This window comes from Novosphingobium sp. (assembly GCF_036733805.1).
Lineage (GTDB): Bacteria > Pseudomonadota > Alphaproteobacteria > Sphingomonadales > Sphingomonadaceae > Novosphingobium.
On the sequence record NZ_DAIMZT010000027.1, the window covers coordinates 22,304 to 39,935 of the forward strand.

Below are 17,632 nucleotides of genomic sequence, written 5' to 3' on the forward strand. Positions count from 1 at the left end.
GGCCGTGGTCGCGCGCAATGCCAGGGGAAAGACGAAAGAGAATATGAGCTTCAAGGGTCTCAAGCCGATTGTCTATGGTGGCCGCGAGGTCTGGCCGCTGATCGAAGGCGGCAAGGGCGTTTCCGCGACCAACCACATGAGCTCTGGCGCATGGGCGGCGGCGGGCGGCGTCGGCACGGTGAGCGCGGTCAATGCCGATAGCTACGATCACGAAGGGAAAATCATCCCTCAGATATACAAGGCACTGACTCGCAAGGAACGGCACGAAGAACTGATCCGCTATGCGATCGACGGCGCCGTGGAACAGGTCCGCCGCGCTTACGAGGTCGCCAGCGGCAAGGGCGCGATCAATATCAACGTGCTGTGGGAGATGGGCGGCGCGCAGGCGGTGCTCGAAGGCGTGCTGGAAAAGACGAAGGGTCTGGTCACCGGCGTCACCTGCGGCGCGGGCATGCCGTACAAGCTTTCCGAGATCGCGGCGCGGTTCAACGTCAATTACCTGCCGATCGTCAGTTCCGGCCGCGCCTTCCGCGCGCTGTGGAAGCGGGCCTACCACAAGGTTTCCCACCTGATGGCCGCCGTGGTCTATGAAGACCCGTGGCTGGCGGGTGGGCATAATGGCCTGTCGAACGCGGAAGACCCGCTCAAACCGGAGGATCCCTATCCCCGGGTAAAAGTGCTGCGCGACACCATGCGGGCCGAGGGCATTTCCGACGAAGTGCCGATCGTGATGGCCGGCGGCGTGTGGTATTTGCGCGACTGGAACGAATGGATCGACAATCCCGAACTGGGCACTATCGCTTTCCAGTTCGGCACGCGCCCACTGCTGACGCATGAAAGCCCGATCCCGCAGCAATGGAAGGACGCGCTGCGCACGCTGGAGCCGGGCGATGTGTTGCTTCACCGCTTCTCGCCCACGGGCTTCTATTCATCGGCGGTGCGCAACACCTTCCTGCGCGGCCTGGAAGCGCGTTCGGATCGGCAGATCCCCTATTCGAAGGTGGAGGCCGGGGAGCATACCGTGCGGCTTGACGTCGGTGTGAAGGGCAAGAACTTCTGGGTGACGCCCCGCGATCTTGACAGGGCCCGCAGCTGGTCGCTCGAAGGTTTCACTGACGGCCTGCGGACGCCGGACGACACGATCATCTTCGTCTCGCCCGAAGAGCGGGACACGATCCGGCAGGATCAGGCGGATTGCATGGGTTGCCTTTCGCATTGCGGTTTCTCCTCATGGAAAGACCATGATGATTACACGACCGGCCGCCTGGCCGACCCGCGCAGCTTCTGCATTCAGAAAACCCTGCAGGACATCGTTCACGGCGGCTCGGTCGACAATAACCTGATGTTCGCGGGCCACGCGGCCTTTAAGTTCAAGCAGGACCCGTTCTATTCCAACGGCTTCACGCCCACGGTGCGGGAGCTGGTGGACCGGATCCTGACCGGGGATTGAAGTCCTCTAAGCCGCTTACGGCGGACCGTGCGCCGCAATAGCCGGAGAAGGGTTATCATCGCCTTCTCCGGCGTTGGGCTTCTTCCTTGACGGAACTTCCACGCGCGCTCGCCTTGGTTTGGGGCCTCGAAAAACGCTGTTTTGTTGCTAGGCTGATCTAGAAGTCATCCCCAAGGTGGGGAGGACGGACAGGAGCCATCATGTACCAGACGCCTGAAGACCGCCCGATCTATCGCCTCCTTACCGGCCATGACGACCGCGCTTTCTGTGAACGGGTGTCCGAGGCGCTGGCACAGGGCTGGCGGCTTTATGGTTCTCCGTCGTTGGCCTGGGACACGGCGGAGAACTGCATGAAGGCGGCGCAGGCCGTTGTCTGGCACGAGGCCGACGTGGCCAAGTAAAGGGGGAGACTTCTCTTCTCGCAGGAAGAGAAGTTCACCCATATCAGATGTGGATCGGCTTGCCCGTCACCGCCATTGCCGCTTCCTTGATCGCCTCGGAATGCGTCGGGTGAGCGTGGCAGGTGTAAGCGATATCCTCGCTGGTGGCGCCGAACTCCATGGCCTGAGCAGCCTGGGCGATCATCGTGCCGGCGACCGAGGCGATGCACCAGACGCCGAGCACGCGATCAGTCTCGGCATCAGCGATCACCTTCACGAAGCCGTCGGGCTCATGATTGGTCTTGGCGCGTGAGTTGGCGAGCATCGGGAACTTGCCGACCTTCACCGGACCGCGCTCCTTGGCGGCCTCTTCGGTCAGGCCGACGCCGGCGATCTCGGGCTGGGTATAGACCACACCGGGGATTACATCGTGATTCACGATGCCGGTCAGGCCGGCGATGTTCTCAGCCACGGCGATGCCTTCGTCCTCGGCCTTGTGCGCCAGCATCGGGCCGGGAATTACGTCGCCGATGGCCCAGACGCCTTCGACCTTGGTTGCGAAGTCATGATCGGTTTCGATCTGGCCGCGCTGGTTCAGCTCCAGGCCGATCTTGTCGAGGCCCAGCCCTTCCGTATTGGGGCGGCGGCCGATCGAGACGAGCACGACATCGGCCTCCAGCTTTTCGGACGCGCCGCCCGCGGCCGGTTCCAGAGTGACAGTGGCTTTCTTGCCCTTCACTGAAACGCCGGTCACTTTGGTGCCCAGCTTCAGCGCCATGCCCTGCTTCTTGAAGATCTTGGCTGCTTCCTTGCGCACTTCGCCGTCCATGCCGGGCAGAAGCTGATCGAGGAACTCGACGACCGTGACTTCCGCACCCAGGCGACGCCAGACCGAACCGAGTTCCAGCCCGATCACGCCGCCGCCGATAACCACCATCGTCTTCGGCACGGCGGCCAGTTCCAGTGCACCGGTGGAATCGACGACGACGCCTTTGACATTGTCGATCTCAACGCCGGGCAAGGGTGTGACCGAGGACCCGGTGGCGATGACCACGTTCTTCGCCGTCACGCTCTTGCCCGCGACTTCGACGGTATGTGCGTCCTTGAACTGCGCGTAACCCTTCAGCCAATCGACCTTGTTCTTCTTGAACAGGAACTCGATGCCGCCGGTCAGGCCCTTCACCGCGTCTTTGCGCTGGCCCTGCATGGCGTCAAGATCGAGCTCCGGGGTGACCTTGATGCCCATTGCCGCCATCGCGCCGCTCTTGGCCGCTTCGAAATATTCCGAAGCGTGGAGCAGGGCTTTTGACGGAATGCAGCCGACGTTGAGGCACGTGCCGCCCAGCGTCTCGCGCCCTTCGGCGCAGGCGGTTTTCAGGCCGAGCTGGGCGGCGCGGATCGCCGCGACATAACCGCCGGGACCGGCACCGATGACAAGGACGTCGTAATCGTATTCAGCCATTTCGAACTCCGTGCCAGCGTGCCTCGACAAGCTCAGCACGAGCGGACTTGGGTATTCAATCAAAATCTCTCCCCTACGTCCTTGAGCCTGGCGAAGGGAGCAGCGCGTAATCTCTTACAAGTCGATCAGCAGCCGCGTCGGGTCCTCGATCGCTTCCTTGATGGTCTTGAGCGCGGTCACTGCTTCGCGGCCGTCGATCAGGCGGTGATCGTAGCTGAGGGCGAGGTACATCATCGGGCGGATGACGATCTGACCGTCGCGCACCACCGCGCGTTCCTCTATCCGGTGCAGGCCGAGCACGGCGCTTTGCGGCGGGTTGATGATCGGGGTGGACATCAGGCCGCCGAAGATGCCGCCGTTGGAGATGGTGAAAGTGCCGCCCTTCATATCTTCCATCGTCAAGGTGCCGTCCTTGGCGCGCGCGCCGAAGTCGGCGATGGCTTTCTCGATGCCGGCGAAGGAAAGCTTGTCGCAATCGCGCACCACGGGCACGACCAGGCCGTTCGGGGCCGAGACCGCGATCGAGATGTCGACATAATCGTGATAGACGATCTCGTCGCCGTCGATCTGTGCGTTCACGGCCGGAATGTCCTTCAGCGCCAGGACGGAAGCCTTGGCGAAGAACGACATGAAGCCCAGTTTGATCCCGTGCTTCTTGGCGAAGACGTCCTTGTACTTTTCGCGCGCCTCAATGACGGCGGACATGTCCACGTCATTGAAGGTGGTGAGGAGCGCGGCGGTTTCCTGTGCGCTTTTGAGGCGCTTGGCGATCGTCTGGCGCAGGCGCGTCATCTTGACGCGTTCCTCGCGCCGCTCGGGGCCTGAAGCGGTCGCCGCGGTCGAGATGGCGGGGGCAGGGCTGGCCGCCTTGGCTTGCGCCGCCGCGACCACATCGTCCTTGGTGATGCGTCCGTCCTTGCCGGTGCCCTTGATGGACGCCGGATCAATGCCATGTTCCAGCACCGCGCGGCGCACCGCCGGCGAAAGCACGGCCGCTGCGCCCGAAGCTTCCTCTGCGGTGGGAACAGGGGCTGACGCCGGGGCAGCGGTGGGAGCGGAAGCGGCCACCGCTGCCTTGGGCGCGGCGGCCTTCGGGGCGACGGCACCGGTCCCTTCTTCGATCGTCGCGATCAGCGCGCCGACGGTGACGGTATCGCCTTCCTTGACGAGTTGCTGGCCCATCACCCCGGCGTGCGGCGCGTTGACATCGATGGCGACCTTGTCGGTCTCCAGGCTGGCGATCGGTTCATCGGCGGCGACAGGCTCGCCCGGCTGTTTCAGCCATTGGCCGATAGTGGCCTCGGAGACGGATTCGCCGAGCGTGGGGACCTTGACTTCGGTGGACATGATTTATCTCAAGCCTTCTGCTTGCGACGGAGTTCTGAACGGACGGAAAGATGCAACGCATCGGCGACGAGCGCCGCCTGCTCGGAGTTATGGCGCTTGGCAAGGCCGGTGGCCGGGGAGGCCGAAGCCTGGCGGCCGGCATAGCGCGGACGCGGGCTTTTCACCCCGGCTTCCTGCGCGGCCTGTTCGATCTGCGATTCCACGAAGAACCAGGCGCCGTTGTTGCGCGGTTCTTCCTGACACCACACGATCTCTTCCAGGCCGGTCATCCGGCTTAGACGCGCGGTCAGCGGCTCTCCGGGGAAGGGGTAGAGCTGCTCGATGCGGATGATCTGCGTATCGGTGATCTCGGCGGCGTCGCGCGCCTCAAACAGGTCGTAAGAAACCTTGCCCGAACACAGGATCACTTTTCTCGTATCCTTGTCGGCCGGTGCTTTCGGGTCGGACAGGATGCGGAAGAAGTGGCCGTCGCCGATGAAATCCGAAGCGCGCGACTTCGCCATCGGATGGCGCAGCAGTGACTTGGGCGTCATGATGACCAGCGGCTTGCGGAACGGGCGATGCATCTGCCGGCGCAGCACGTGGAAATAGTTCGACGGCGTCGAGATGTTGCAGACCTGGATATTGTCCTGCGCGCAAAGCTGCAGGAACCGTTCCAGGCGAGCGGACGAATGCTCCGGCCCCTGGCCTTCATAACCGTGCGGCAACAACATGACGAGACCGTTGGCGCGCAGCCACTTGGCTTCGGCGGCGGCGACATATTGGTCGATCACGATTTGCGCGCCATTGGCAAAATCGCCGAACTGCGCTTCCCACAGCACCAGCGTCTTGGGATCGGCACTGGCATAGCCATATTCGAAGCCGAGCACGCCATATTCCGAAAGCGTGGAGTTCAGCACTTCGAAGCGGCCATGCGGCAGGGTCGAGAGCGGTGTGTACTTGTGCTCGTCCTTCTGATCGACCCATACGGCGTGGCGCTGCGAGAAAGTGCCGCGCTCGCAGTCCTGGCCGGACAGGCGCACACCGTAGCCTTCGGAGCACAGCGAGCCGAAGGCCAGCGCTTCGGCGGTGGCCCAGTCGAAGCCTTCGGCGCTGGCGAACATCTCGCGCCGCGCCTCGATCACGCGAGCCAGGGTCTTGTGGATCGTCAGGCCCTCGGGAACGGTGGTGAGCACGCGGCCGAGGCTGTCGAACAGCTTGCCCTCGATCCCGGTGGGCACGTTGCGGCGCGCTGTTTCGGGATCGGCCGGCTTGTTGAAGCCGCTCCACTGGCCGCTGAACCAGTCTGCATGATTGGACTTGTATGTCTTCGCGGCTTCGAACTGCTCTTCGAGGTGCGCGTTGAAGGCCGCCTCGCTCTCAGGCAGGAAGGCGTCGTCAATCACGCCTTCGGCCTTCAGACGCTCGGCATAGATGCGGCTGACGGACGGATGCTTGCGGATTTGCTCGTACATCAGCGGCTGCGTGAAGCCGGGTTCGTCGCCTTCGTTGTGACCGAAGCGGCGATAGCACCACATGTCGATCACGATGTCGCGCCCGAAGGTCTGGCGGTAATCGATCGCGAGCTTGCAGGCGAAAGTCACCGCCGCCGGATCATCGCCATTGACGTGCAGGATCGGGGCCTGGACGCCCTTGGCCACGTCGGAGGGATAAGGCGAATTGCGCGCGAACTGCGGGCTGGTGGTGAAGCCGATCTGGTTGTTGATGATGAAGTGAATGCACCCGCCAGTGTTGTAGCCCTTTACGCCTGACAGGCCGAAGCATTCCCAGATGATGCCCTGGCCGGCGAAAGCGGCGTCGCCGTGAATCAACACGGGCAGAACTTGCTTGTGGCGCGCACCGGGACCGATATCGTCACCGATGTCGTCGTGAATGGTTTGGTAAGCGCGCACTTTGCCCAGCACCACCGGATCGACGGTTTCAAGGTGGCTGGGATTGGGCATCAGGCTCATGTGCACTTTAACGCCGTCGAACTCACGGTCCGTCGAAGTGCCGAGGTGATATTTGACGTCGCCCGATCCGCCAACGTCCTCCGGGTTGGCGGTGCCGCCCGAAAATTCGTGGAAGATGACCTTGTAAGGCTTGGCCATCACGTTGGCGAGAACGTTCAGGCGGCCGCGGTGGGCCATGCCGTAAACGATCTCCTTCACGCCAAGCATACCGCCATACTTGATGACGGATTCCAGCGCGGGAATCATCGATTCGCCGCCATCCAGGCCGAAGCGCTTGGTGCCGACGTACTTCTTGCCCAGGAACTTCTCGTACTGCTCGCCACGGACCACGGCCCGCAGGATCGCCTTCTTGCCTTCGGGCGTGAACTCAATCTCCTTGTCGGCGCCTTCCATGCGATCCTGCAGGAAGCGGCGCTCGTCCGTGTCGGAGATGTGCATGTATTCCAGGCCGACCTTGCCGCAATAATTGGCGCGCAGGATCTGCACGATCTCGCGCACGGTCGCCCATTCCAGGCCCAGCGTGCCGCCGACATAGACGGCGCGGTCCTGCGCGGCGCCGATGAAACCGTGGTATTCGGGAGTCAGGTCGGCCGGAAGCTGGCGTTGATTGAGGCCCAGCGGGTCGAGGTCGGCGGCGAGGTGCCCGCGCACGCGATATGTGCGGATCAGCATCATCGCGCGCACCGCGTCAGCAGCGGCTTCGTCTATACGCGACTGATCGATCTTGCCGCCCTTCGCCGCGGCCTTCTCGATCTTGGCCTTGAGCGCGGTGGGGTCTAGACCCTGAGTCCAATCATCTTCGAACTCGGCGCCGACACGCGGCCAATTGGCGCGCTGCCAGCTCGGGCCGGGTTGGGGTTCGTCAAGACCCATATCGGGCGTGAAATCCATATTCTCGTTGCCCATCACAAGCACCTTTCGCGCGCCGGAGGCCAGGTGGCCGCAGTCGAGCAATCAATCTCGGGCGGCACGGTTCCCCGAAGGAGGTAGCCGGCTGTCCGCTGAGGCAATTCGGCGTCTGAACGCCTTGTGGTTAGTTCCGGGTGGGACGCGGATAGGGGAATACCCCTAAGCTCCGCATCCCAACCGAAGGATATGTCAGGCGTGGACCTTGAGCAGTTCCACAAGAGTTTCGCCGAGCAGCGAGGGGGAAGGGGAGACGCGGATGCCGGCATCTTCCATCGCCGCGATCTTGTCCTCGGCGCCGCCCTGGCCGCCCGAAACGATCGCGCCGGCGTGGCCCATGCGGCGACCCGGAGGGGCGGTGCGGCCGGCGATGAAGCCCACCATCGGCTTCTTGCGCCCACGCTTGGCCTCGTCCTTCAGGAACTGCGCGGCTTCTTCCTCGGCGCTGCCGCCGATCTCGCCGATCATGATGATCGACTTGGTCTCGTCATCCGCCAGGAAGAGTTCCAGCACGTCGATGAAGTTGGTGCCGTTGACCGGATCGCCGCCGATGCCGACCGCGGTGGTCTGACCGAGCCCCGCATTGGTGGTCTGGAACACGGCTTCGTACGTGAGCGTGCCAGAGCGGCTGACGACGCCGACCGAGCCCTTGGAGAAGATGTTGCCGGGCATGATGCCGATCTTGCACTCGTTCGGCGTCAGAACGCCAGGGCAGTTCGGGCCGATCAGGCGCGACTTGCTGCTGGTGAGCGCACGCTTGACGGGCACCATGTCCAGCACCGGAATGCCTTCGGTGATGCAGATGATAAGCTCGATCTCTGCATCGATCGCTTCCAGGATGGCGTCGGCGGCGCCGGCCGGCGGCACGTAGATGCAAGAGGCGGTGGCGCCGGTCGCGGCCTTGGCCTCCGCCACAGTGTCGAACTGCGGCAGGCCCAGATGGGTGGTGCCGCCCTTGCCGGGGGTCACACCCGCAACCATCTGCGTGCCGTAATCAAGCGCGGCCTGCGTGTGGAAGCTGCCGGTCGAGCCGGTCATGCCCTGGGTGATGACCTTGGTATTCTTGTTTACGAGGATGCTCATGGTTTCATCCGTTCCTTAATCGTCATCCCGGCCTGGCCGGGATGACGGTGCATTGCGCGAAAGTCTTAGGCCAGATCGCTGTCGATGCCCTTGCAGGCCACCAGCAGTTCCTTCACGGCATCGATGCTCAGCTGCAGGCCGGCCTTGGCCTTTTCGTTCAGCGCGATCTCGATCACTTCCTCAACGCCGTTCGCGCCGATCTTCACGGGCACGCCTACGTAGAGGCCGTCAACGCCGTACTGGCCTTCGAGATAGGCGGCGCAGGGCAGGATGCGCTTCTGGTCGCCGAGGTAGCTTTCGGCCATGGCGATCGCGCTGGCGGCCGGGGCGTAGAAGGCCGAACCGGTCTTGAGCATGGCCACGATCTCGCCGCCGCCGTTCGCGGTGCGCTTCACGATCTCGTCAATGCGCTCCTGCGTGGACTTGCCCATCTTGATGAGGTCGGGGACGGGGATGCCCTTGACGGTCGAGTATTCGACCACCGGCACCATGGTGTCGCCATGGCCGCCCAGCACGAAGCTGGTCACATCGCGCACCGAGACGCCGAACTCCCAGGCGAGGAAGGTGGAGAAGCGCGCCGAATCGAGCACGCCGGCCATGCCCACCACCTTGTTGTGAGGCAGCCCCGAAAATTCGCGCAGCGCCCAGACCATCGCATCGAGCGGGTTGGTGATGCAGATCACGAAAGCGTCGGGGCAGTTATTCTTGATGCCTTCGCCGACAGACTTCATCACCTTGAGGTTGATGCCCAGCAGGTCGTCGCGGCTCATGCCGGGCTTGCGAGGCACGCCGGCAGTCACGATCACGACATCAGCGCCTGCGATATCCTTATAATCGCTGGTGCCGGTGATGAAAGCATCGAAGCCCTCGACGGGGCCGCACTGCGAAAGGTCAAGCGCCTTGCCCTGGGGAACGCCGTCAGCAATGTCGAACAGGACGATGTCGCCCAATTCCTTCTGCGCTGCCAGGTGTGCCAGAGTGCCGCCGATATTGCCGGCGCCGATAAGCGCGATCTTCTTACGAGCCATGATGCTTGCGTGTCCTTCCCGAGGCGGGATTGCCGGACTTCAAGGCCGCCTGCTCCATCCCGCAAAGGCAGGTGCCGATGTTGCAGAGCGCGCCCTACGCGCCTCCCGCATACATTGCAACCGCGAAAAGGCACTTTGCGTCGCCGGAAGGGAAGAAAGATATGATAATGGTTCGCAAATTCATTAAGGCATATTGATCGCACGTCTTTGACGTATAAGATCCTGTATGGAAGTCATTTTTATCCCGGATCGCCGGACTGGCTCAATCCGTCGTGACAAGCGCGCGCGTGCAAGCTTCGGCCATGCGTCGGTCCAGTTGGCGGCAAACCGCGATCCAGTGGTCTCTGCCCTCAGCATTGCCGGCTGCTTGCGCTGCTTCGGCTTCCGCGCGGGCCTGAGCGGCGGCGGCGAGGCCGTGGCGGGCGAAATGGCGGAGCGCTTCGACCGGCAGATACCCGCTCGCGGCGTCCTCCGCGGTCGGCCCAGCCATCAGGGCCTGGGTGCCGAGAGGTATCGGAAGGTTGTCATTGACCGCGCCCAACGGGGCGGAGGGGCAAAGCGCGCGCGCGATCGCCGGAGTCGTTCCACCCCAGGCGGCCGCAAATCGGATCGTCATAGTGTGGGGAGCCTCCAATGCCGCAAACCGTTTCGAATCGCCTTGTACCCGGCAGCCTCTAATCATTGATGAGAGGCTTTGGTTGCCTAACCATTGATGAGGTGGAAAGCCGCTTCCGGCGCCAATCGACCGTTAACCTCCCGGCTGCGCGATCCAGCGACCGGAATTGGCATATTCGGCCTTGATCCCCTGTGCTTCGGGCAGGTCACGCATGCGGTAGAGCGCGTCGCCGCCCCGTACGCGCAATTCGCTGGTATAGAGAGGTGCTGCCGCGGCTGCGCCATCGGCGCTCCCCCCAGTTCGGACCCCGGTTCCGGCCCGTTCCGGTAGCGCGAAGGCGCGTTGAACCGCGACGGGATCAAGCGCGGCGGCCGAAGCGGCGCTGGCGGCGGAATCGTCGCGCGGGTGCGGCAGGGCCATCGGCTCTCCACCGAGATAGGCGAAGCGGAAGGCGGCAGGATTGCCCGCTGCCCCGTTGAAGCTGTAGAACCGGTGCGCGCCGATCGTGCCCAGGTAATGCAGGCTCGGCGCCCAGTAAGGGTTGACCTGAACGGTATGATAATGCGTCGCCAGGCCCACTGGCCTATAGACATAGCCGGCGAGGGCCTGCCGGGCGACGTCTTCCGCCCGGTCCCAAAACAGCTTTACCGGATGGCGCGCCAGCGAACCGTCGCAAGCGAAAGAGAACTGGCAGCCGGTGGGCTGCTCGGATCCCTGATAGACCACGCCGCAGACCGTTTTGGGATAAGCGGGGTGAGCCACGCGGTTCAGCACCACTTGCGCCACGGCCCGCTGGCCGGCGTCGGGCTCGCTCGCGGCTTCGTAATAGACCGCCGCGGTTAGGCATTGCAGCGCGCGCGTGCGGTCGACGCCGGAATTGTCGATGTGAAGCGGGCGGGCAGCTGGGCCGGTTCCGAGCGCGGGGCCGGAGACGGCGTCGTCTGCGTCCGACCGGATGCCTTCGCCTACTTTGAGTACCGGCATGCCCGCGTCGAGGTAATAGAAGGCCGAGCCGGGGAAGCTGGAGCCGGCCTGTTCAAACGGCATCGGTCGAAGCGGCGCATCCGGCGTAAGCGCATCGGCAATGCGAAAGCGATCCCAGCCACCGGGCGCGGCAAAAGCGGGCAGGGCGATCGCAGCCAGCGCGGCAAGACCCAGGCTCCAGCGCCGTTTTCGGCGCGCCCTTGCATGGCGGCAGCGGCGTGGGAACCGCGCAGCGAAATCGCGCGGGCGTGGCTCTTCCCATTCCGCCCACCGCGGTTGAGGCCGCGTCGGCCCAGAGAAGGCAGCGTCTGAAGGCACCCGGTTCCTTTCGCGAGGCGCGATGGCGCGGGTTGCGCCTAACCCGGCGGAGCAGGCGCCGCACCCGCGCATCGCGCGTTGTCCCTGCGTGGGACAAGGGCATCGGATAGCCTTAAGGGCTTAAGATTTTGCGTTTCGCGCACCTGCTTGCCAAGCACGCCGCATCGCACTATCGGCGCGCTCACGTCATGGGTTGCTCGGGAAACCGGGCCGAAGAGGGAAGCCGGTTCGATTCCGGCGCTGCCCCCGCAACTGTGACCGGGGAGCCCGCGCTCCACGCGCCACTGGCCATGTTCCTTGATCGAACGGGCTGGGAAGGCGAGGGCGGGCGATGATCCGGGAGCCAGGAGACCTGCCTGTGACGGTCGTTCCGCGCCGGGCGGGGTGTACCGGAAAGCAGCGAGACGCGCGCCGAAAGAGCACGCCCTCCGCCATGAACGGCATATCGTTCAGGCTTGGAGGAATGCACATGAAGTACCTTTTTCTGCTCAGTTCGGCGCTTGCCGTCAGCACACCCGCGATTGCCGACGAGGCGGGCGGCCAGATCGTTGTCACCGCTACCCGCACGGAAACGCCGATTACGCAAGTCGGCCAATCGGTAAGCGTTATTACCCGCGACGACATCGAGCGCACGCAGGCGATCGCCGTCACGGACGTGCTGGCCCGCATTCCCGGCGTGTCCACAAGTCAGGCGGGCGCATTCGGCCAGCCCGCCAGCGTGTTCATCCGGGGTGCGGAGAGCGCGCAAAGCCTGGTTCTGATCGACGGCGTGCGGATCAACGATCCGGGTGATGTGGGCGGCGGTTTCGATTTCGGCGCGCTTACGATCGGTCAGTTCGATCGGGTGGAGGTAGTGCGCGGTTCCTCGGGCGTGCTTTGGGGCAGCCGGGCCATCGGCGGCGTCATCAACTTCATTACGCCGCGCCCCACGGAAGAGTGGCACGCGCGGGCGCAGGCAGAATATGGTTGGCGCGATCAGAAGCAGGCGGGGGCTTCCGCCGCCGGCAAGCTGGGCCCGGTGGGCCTGACCCTGGGCGTCAACTGGCTGAAGGGCGATGGCTTCTCGGCCTTTGATGAGCGCCTCGGGGGCAAGGAAAAGGATGGGTTCGAAAGCAAAAGCGCCAATGCGCGCGCAGAGGTGGAGCTGACGCCGGGGCTCTCGGCCGATCTGGGCGGCTTCTGGACCAAGGCCACTTATGGTTATGACAATACCGGAGCCGATGCGCTCAACTTCGGGCTCAAGCGTGATGAGCTGGGCTATGCAAACTTGCGCTATTCCGGCCTCGACGGCCGGTTGAACGCGCGCGTGGGTTATGGGCTGACCAACAGTCGCCGCATTTCCGACGATGCCGTGTTCGGCCCTTTCGAGACCAACGGTCGCACTGAGCGCTTCGAGAGCCAGGTTTCCTTCGCGCCGATTGAGCTGGTGAGCGTGCTGATCGGCGCAGAGACCGAGAAGCAGAAATTCCGCGACAATTTCGGTTCAAGAGCATCCACCTCGATCGACAGCTATTTCGGCAATCTGACGTTGCACCCGCTTTCGGGCCTGACGCTTAACGGCGGAATGCGTTACGATGACAACGCGGATTTCGGCCATAGGACGACATTCGCCGCGAATGGCGCCTGGGTTATCGGTTCAGGCGTCAATGCCCCGGTGCTGCGCGCCAGTTATAACGAGGGCTTCAAGGCGCCTTCGTTGTTCCAGCTTTACACTAACGCCGGTTTCCGCGCGCTTGATCCGGAAACCTCGAAGGGATGGGATTCGGGTATCGAGTTGCCTTTCGCAGAAGGCGCCGGGCGCTTTACGTTGACCTATTTCGATCGCAAGACGAAAAACCTGATCGACTTCGACCTGACTACCTTCAATTATTTCAACGTCGGCCGCGCGCGGGCCAAGGGGCTGGAACTGGGGATGCAGGTGGTCAACTGGAACGGCTTCGATGTGAACCTGGCTTACACTTATCTTGACGCCACGAACGAAATCACCGGCGCCCAGCTTGCCCGGCGGCCCAGAAACAACCTCTACGCCAGCATCGACAAGATCTGGAACGTGGGGCTGAAGCTCGGCGTGGACTTGCGCGTCGGGGGTGGGCGTTATGATGACATGGCGAACACGAACTATCTCGACGGCTTTGTCGTCGTGGGCCTGCGCGGGTCCTTCGCGGTGACAAGGAACGTGGAGGTCTATGGCCGCGTCGATAACCTGTTCGATGAACATTACGAGGTCGTGCGCACTTACGGCACCCCTGGCCGATCGGCCTTTGCCGGGGTGCGGGTGAAGATGTGAAGCAATCCGGCGCTCTCGTCCTTTCCCGTTGGGGGATGATCGCGCCGTTTTGCGCTTTTCTGACCGCATGTGCGCAGTCGCCGGTTCCTTCCGGGCCGGCGGCGCATTTCCAGGTTTCAGTGGTGTCGCTCAATCCTTGTACTGACGCGATCCTGGCGGAGGTGACGACGCCGGGCCAACTCCTGGCCATTTCGCATTTCAGTCATGATCCCGCCGCCAGCTCGATGGAGGCGGTGAAGGCCGCGCGCTTTGCCGAAACGTCGGGCGCGGTTGAGGAAGTGGCCGCGCTTGCGCCGGATGTGGTGGTGGCCAGCACGTTCCTTGATCCGGCGACGCAGCAGGCGCTGCGCGATATGGGCATGCGCGTGGTGATGGTGCCGATCCCGGTCGACGTCGCTACGTCCGAGGCGCAAGTGCGCGAGCTGGCGGACCTGGCGGGAAACCCTGACGCCGGAGAGGCGCTTGTCGCGCGTATCGAAAGCGCTCTTGCTAACGCTGCGTCGCCTGCCGAGGAGAAGCCCGTTCCGGCGCTTGTGTGGGAATCGGGCGGTATCGTCTCGGGCGACCACACCCTGATCGCGGACCTGTTGCGGCGTAGCGGCTTTGCCAATGCCGCCGCCGCACGCGAATTGTCGCAGGCCGATTATCTTCCGCTCGAAAGGATGCTGGCGCAGCCGCCGCGCGTGATCTTCACTGTGGGCGATGCCCGGTCACAAGGGGACCGGATGCTGAGCCACCCAGCTTTGGATACGCTTAAAGGGGTGGCGCGCGCCCCGATCGACAGCGCGCTTCTGTGGTGCGGCGGCCCGACCATCCCGCGCGCGCTGAAGCGGCTGGCGCAGGTCCGGGCTGCTGCGGATCAGGGGCAGCCGGCGCATTTTCCCAACAGTGTTCAGCGAGGCGTGCGGTGAAGCGCGGCTTGATCCCTGTCCTTATCGTCGCCCTGATGCTGGCGGTGCCGCTTTCGCTGCTTGCCGGGCGCGTATGGATCGATCCCTTCGCACCCAACACGCATAACGCGGCGGTGATTGTCATGCAGCTGCGCCTGCCGCGCGCCGTATTGGCGCTGGTGCTGGGGGCGGGGCTGGGTGCGGCCGGCGCGGCGATGCAGGGATATTTGCGCAATCCGCTGGCGGACCCTGGCCTGTTCGGGATCGCCCCCGGCGCGGCGCTGGGCGCGGTGCTGAGCCTTTGGACCGGCTATGCCGCTTCCGCATGGCTCCTGCCGGCATTCGCCCTGATCGGCGCGAGCGGGGCGATGGCGCTGCTGGCGCTGATCGCCGGGCGGGAGGGCGGCATCGCGCTGTTCACTTTGGCAGGGCTGATGATCTCCAGCCTCTCCAGCGCCCTGGTAAGCCTGGCCATCAGCCTTTCGCCCACCCCTTTCGCGGTGAGTGAGATCGTCACCTGGTTGATGGGCGCGCTGGCTGACCGGTCCTGGCGGGACGTGTGGATCGCCGCGCCGCTCACGCTTGCGGGGATCGGCGTGCTGATCGGCGCCGGGCGCAGCCTTGACGGGCTGACCCTGGGCGAGGCGGCGGCCCGTTCGTTGGGCGTCGACCCGGCGCGGCTGCAAGTGCTGATGATCGCGGGCATCGGCCTGACCGTGGGCGCGGGCGTGGCCGTGGCGGGGATCATCGGCTTTCTCGGTCTGGTGGTGCCGCATCTCGTGCGCCCGCTGACCGACCGCCGCCCCAGTTCGCTGATCGTGCCGAGCGCGCTTGCGGGTGCGCTGTTGCTGCTGGTCGCCGATTGCCTTTGCCGGATCATGCCGCTGCCTGGCGGCGAGCTTCGCCTGGGCATTGCGCTCAGCCTGCTGGGTGCGCCGTTCTTCCTGCACCTGCTGTTTCGGATGAGGAGGGGGCTGGCGTGAGCCTGCAGGCGCGTGATCTTCATGTTCGCGATCGCCTGCGCGGATTGTCGCTCGCGCTTCGCCCCGGTGATGTCACCGCCATTTGCGGCCCTAACGGGGCGGGCAAGTCGACGCTCCTCTCATGTCTGGCCGGGTTGCTCGCGCCTGATGCCGGGCAGGTGACGCTGGATGACCGGCCGATGGCTGGCCTGAGCCATCAGACCCGCGCGCGGATGATCGGTTATCTGCCGCAATCTCCTGAGGTGGCCTGGGACGTATCGGTCGAAGTGCTGGTCTCGCTCGGCCGGCTGCCATGGCGCGGCGCCCCGGCGCTTGAGGCACAGGCGGCGATCGACGATGCCCTTGCTGCGATGGATCTGGACGTGCTGCGTCACCGGCCTGTCTCGCACCTTTCCGGCGGCGAGCGGGCGCGGGCGCTGATGGCGCGAGTGCTGGCCACGCGGCCCGGCTGGCTCCTTGCCGATGAGCCTCTAGCGAGTCTTGATCTTGGCCACGCTGCGGCGCTCGTCCGGCGGTTCCGTGAACAGGCGCAGGCCGGGCGCGGCGTCGTGCTGGTGCTGCACGACCTGGCGATGGCAATGAATCACGCCGACCGGGTGATCGTGCTTCACGAGGGGCGCCTCGCCGCGGACGGCGCGCCCGAGACAGCGCTTGACCCGCAAGTGATCGAACGAGTCTGGGGCTGCCCGGCACACTGGTTGGGAGAGCCGGGCGCGCGGGCGCTGTCGTTGCGTTAGACGGCCCTCAGCGCTTGCGTAGCCGTATCGACAGCGCGATCAGGCATGCGCCCGAAATCAGCGCATAGAGCCCGATCAACCAGGCAACGGTCAGCAGAGTCGCGGCGGGATTGGTCCAAAGGATGAAGAACAGGACCCCGCCCAGCAGCAGCGCGCTTACGCCCAGCAGGGCCAGCATCCATTCGCCTTCCATCTCCTTGCGCAGGCGGATCGCGGCGACAATCTGGCCGATGCCGGTCGCCAAGTAAAACAGGGCAATCAGCAGGACGAGAGCAAAGGCATAGGCCAGCGTGCTCAGCAGCGGCCAGATCACGAACAGCACGCCTATGGCTATGCCGACGATGCCGTTGAAGATCAGCGCGCGCCAGCGCTGGGTGTGATGCCGCGCCCCGCGCACCCCGCTGACGAACGAGAACAAGCCATCAGCGAATGTGAAAGCGGCAAAGACCAGCGCCGCGGCGAATATCGCGCTGCCTGGCAGCAGCACGGCGACAATGCCGAAAGCGATCGCCAGAATGCCTCGCACCAGAAACCAGCTGGCGTTGTGCCGGGGCAACAGCAGCACGTTCCATTCGGTCAATGGTTCGGGCGGATGAGCGGAGACCGATGCCTGCGTCATGACGATACTCCCCTGATGATGCCGGAAACGGGCGTTTCCGCCGCTCCGCACATGTCTGCCGCTCCGCACATGGCGAATACATCGCCGGCCCGCTACCCGGTATGTTACGGAGCCGCAATCGTGGGCGGTCACCGCGGGGGCGATCACAGCGGGGAGCAGTCAGCTCTTGCAGAACCGTCCGTTCGACCAGACGCGCATTTCCGCCCCGTGATGTTCCCGCGAGTATTCCTCGCGCCGGCGGTCGAAGATCAGCGATCCGGTAGCTTGCCGGCTGCCCGGCCGACGACGAAAGGGAATTTCGGCTCCGATGTTCATGGCGGTTCTCCTCCATGGGAAGAACGCTATGACCGGGCGGAGGGTTCCCCCCGTCAGGCGAAGGCGGGCAAGTGCGATGTGGCCGCCGCATCGGCCAGCGTCCGCCGGTCCAGCTCCGCCAGAAATGCGGCCATCGCGCCGTTCAACAGGGCGGTGAGGCCGCAGGCTGCACGCAGCAGGCAATTCCCGCAATCGGCGGGGGAAAGACCGGGCTCCGTCAGGCGGACCACGTCGCCCAGCCGGATCTCGGCAGCGGGCTTGCCCAGGCGAAATCC

General features: G+C 64.4%; 16 protein-coding genes and 1 riboswitch. Of the genes, 6 read left to right on the forward strand and 10 right to left on the reverse strand.

Annotation, left to right across the window (positions count from 1 at the left end; all coding sequences use genetic code 11):
* Window positions 1-43: 43 nt before the first annotated feature.
* Both V7D69_RS08335 and V7D69_RS08340 read left to right on the forward strand, forming a co-directional pair.
* Window positions 44-1,450, forward strand: coding sequence for an NAD(P)H-dependent flavin oxidoreductase (locus V7D69_RS08335; protein ID WP_324063854.1), 1,407 nt, complete (start codon window positions 44-46; stop codon window positions 1,448-1,450).
* 200 nt (window positions 1,451-1,650) lie between these two features.
* Entirely contained in the window at window positions 1,651-1,851 is a 201-nt protein-coding gene (locus tag V7D69_RS08340) for a DUF1737 domain-containing protein (RefSeq protein ID WP_324063855.1), read from the forward strand.
* A gap of 43 nt (window positions 1,852-1,894) precedes the next feature.
* Here the strand turns inward: V7D69_RS08340 and lpdA are convergent, their stop codons facing one another.
* From lpdA to V7D69_RS08375, 7 genes are all read right to left on the reverse strand, one after another.
* A complete protein-coding gene (gene lpdA / locus V7D69_RS08345; protein ID WP_324063856.1) occupies window positions 1,895-3,292 on the reverse strand; it encodes a dihydrolipoyl dehydrogenase in 1,398 nt (465 codons plus the stop codon).
* 114 nt (window positions 3,293-3,406) lie between these two features.
* Window positions 3,407-4,639, reverse strand: a complete 1,233-nt coding sequence (gene odhB / locus V7D69_RS08350) for a 2-oxoglutarate dehydrogenase complex dihydrolipoyllysine-residue succinyltransferase (protein ID WP_324063857.1) — start codon at window positions 4,637-4,639, stop codon at window positions 3,407-3,409.
* An 8-nt stretch (window positions 4,640-4,647) separates the two neighbouring features.
* Window positions 4,648-7,497: a 2-oxoglutarate dehydrogenase E1 component gene (locus tag V7D69_RS08355; protein ID WP_333605555.1), complete on the reverse strand. Its 2,850-nt coding sequence runs from the start codon at window positions 7,495-7,497 to the stop codon at window positions 4,648-4,650.
* A gap of 192 nt (window positions 7,498-7,689) precedes the next feature.
* Window positions 7,690-8,580, reverse strand: a complete 891-nt coding sequence (sucD, locus tag V7D69_RS08360; protein WP_333605556.1) for a succinate--CoA ligase subunit alpha — start codon at window positions 8,578-8,580, stop codon at window positions 7,690-7,692.
* Between the two features lie 65 nt (window positions 8,581-8,645).
* On the reverse strand, window positions 8,646-9,608 hold the full coding sequence (mdh, locus tag V7D69_RS08365; RefSeq protein WP_333605557.1) for a malate dehydrogenase: 963 nt from the start codon (window positions 9,606-9,608) through the stop codon (window positions 8,646-8,648).
* 262 nt (window positions 9,609-9,870) lie between these two features.
* Window positions 9,871-10,224, reverse strand: a complete 354-nt coding sequence (locus V7D69_RS08370) for a hypothetical protein (RefSeq protein WP_324061032.1) — start codon at window positions 10,222-10,224, stop codon at window positions 9,871-9,873.
* Between the two features lie 132 nt (window positions 10,225-10,356).
* Complete coding sequence (locus tag V7D69_RS08375; RefSeq protein WP_333605558.1) at window positions 10,357-11,526, reverse strand: cell wall hydrolase; 1,170 nt, start codon at window positions 11,524-11,526, stop codon at window positions 10,357-10,359.
* Window positions 11,527-11,699: 173 nt separating this feature from the next.
* Window positions 11,700-11,900, forward strand: a riboswitch (cobalamin riboswitch).
* Between the two features lie 95 nt (window positions 11,901-11,995).
* Between V7D69_RS08375 and V7D69_RS08380 the strand changes: the two genes are divergently transcribed.
* From V7D69_RS08380 to V7D69_RS08395, 4 genes are read left to right on the forward strand one after another with little or no spacing between them, the layout of a single operon-like run.
* Window positions 11,996-13,813, forward strand: a complete 1,818-nt coding sequence (locus V7D69_RS08380) for a TonB-dependent receptor plug domain-containing protein (protein ID WP_333605559.1) — start codon at window positions 11,996-11,998, stop codon at window positions 13,811-13,813.
* Entirely contained in the window at window positions 13,810-14,724 is a 915-nt protein-coding gene (locus tag V7D69_RS08385; RefSeq protein WP_333605560.1) for a helical backbone metal receptor, read from the forward strand. Before V7D69_RS08380 ends, V7D69_RS08385 begins: the two co-directional genes overlap by 4 nt.
* A 35-nt stretch (window positions 14,725-14,759) precedes the next feature.
* A complete protein-coding gene (locus tag V7D69_RS08390) occupies window positions 14,760-15,686 on the forward strand; it encodes a FecCD family ABC transporter permease (RefSeq protein ID WP_414690913.1) in 927 nt (308 codons plus the stop codon).
* Entirely contained in the window at window positions 15,683-16,423 is a 741-nt protein-coding gene (locus tag V7D69_RS08395; RefSeq protein ID WP_333605561.1) for an ABC transporter ATP-binding protein, read from the forward strand. Before V7D69_RS08390 ends, V7D69_RS08395 begins: the two co-directional genes overlap by 4 nt.
* A gap of 7 nt (window positions 16,424-16,430) precedes the next feature.
* On the opposite strand, the gene V7D69_RS08400 is transcribed toward V7D69_RS08395, so the two are convergent.
* The 3 genes from V7D69_RS08400 to V7D69_RS08410 form a co-directional block, all read right to left on the reverse strand.
* Window positions 16,431-17,042, reverse strand: a complete 612-nt coding sequence (locus V7D69_RS08400) for an HdeD family acid-resistance protein (RefSeq protein ID WP_333605562.1) — start codon at window positions 17,040-17,042, stop codon at window positions 16,431-16,433.
* Between the two features lie 159 nt (window positions 17,043-17,201).
* The gene (locus V7D69_RS08405) at window positions 17,202-17,357 is read right to left on the reverse strand and encodes a hypothetical protein (protein WP_333605563.1); all 156 of its coding nucleotides are present in this window, start codon (window positions 17,355-17,357) and stop codon (window positions 17,202-17,204) included.
* Between the two features lie 53 nt (window positions 17,358-17,410).
* The coding region (locus V7D69_RS08410; protein WP_333605564.1) for an Rrf2 family transcriptional regulator at window positions 17,411-17,632 on the reverse strand (222 nt) is incomplete at its 5' end.

What these genes read in the sequence shown, in the direction of transcription:
- V7D69_RS08405 (WP_333605563.1), bottom strand. Translation starts at nt 17,357, where the DNA reads ATGAACATCGGAGCCGAAATTCCCTTTCGTCGTCGGCCGGGCAGCCGG.
- lpdA (WP_324063856.1), bottom strand. Translation starts at nt 3,292, where the DNA reads ATGGCTGAATACGATTACGACGTCCTTGTCATCGGTGCCGGTCCCGGC.
- sucD (WP_333605556.1), bottom strand. Translation starts at nt 8,580, where the DNA reads ATGAGCATCCTCGTAAACAAGAATACCAAGGTCATCACCCAGGGCATG.
- mdh (WP_333605557.1), bottom strand. Translation starts at nt 9,608, where the DNA reads ATGGCTCGTAAGAAGATCGCGCTTATCGGCGCCGGCAATATCGGCGGC.
- V7D69_RS08355 (WP_333605555.1), bottom strand. Translation starts at nt 7,497, where the DNA reads ATGGGCAACGAGAATATGGATTTCACGCCCGATATGGGTCTTGACGAA.
- V7D69_RS08380 (WP_333605559.1), top strand. Translation starts at nt 11,996, where the DNA reads ATGAAGTACCTTTTTCTGCTCAGTTCGGCGCTTGCCGTCAGCACACCC.
- odhB (WP_324063857.1), bottom strand. Translation starts at nt 4,639, where the DNA reads ATGTCCACCGAAGTCAAGGTCCCCACGCTCGGCGAATCCGTCTCCGAG.
- V7D69_RS08340 (WP_324063855.1), top strand. Translation starts at nt 1,651, where the DNA reads ATGTACCAGACGCCTGAAGACCGCCCGATCTATCGCCTCCTTACCGGC.
- V7D69_RS08400 (WP_333605562.1), bottom strand. Translation starts at nt 17,042, where the DNA reads ATGACGCAGGCATCGGTCTCCGCTCATCCGCCCGAACCATTGACCGAA.
- V7D69_RS08335 (WP_324063854.1), top strand. Translation starts at nt 44, where the DNA reads ATGAGCTTCAAGGGTCTCAAGCCGATTGTCTATGGTGGCCGCGAGGTC.
- V7D69_RS08370 (WP_324061032.1), bottom strand. Translation starts at nt 10,224, where the DNA reads ATGACGATCCGATTTGCGGCCGCCTGGGGTGGAACGACTCCGGCGATC.
- V7D69_RS08390 (WP_414690913.1), top strand. Translation starts at nt 14,760, where the DNA reads ATGCTGGCGGTGCCGCTTTCGCTGCTTGCCGGGCGCGTATGGATCGAT.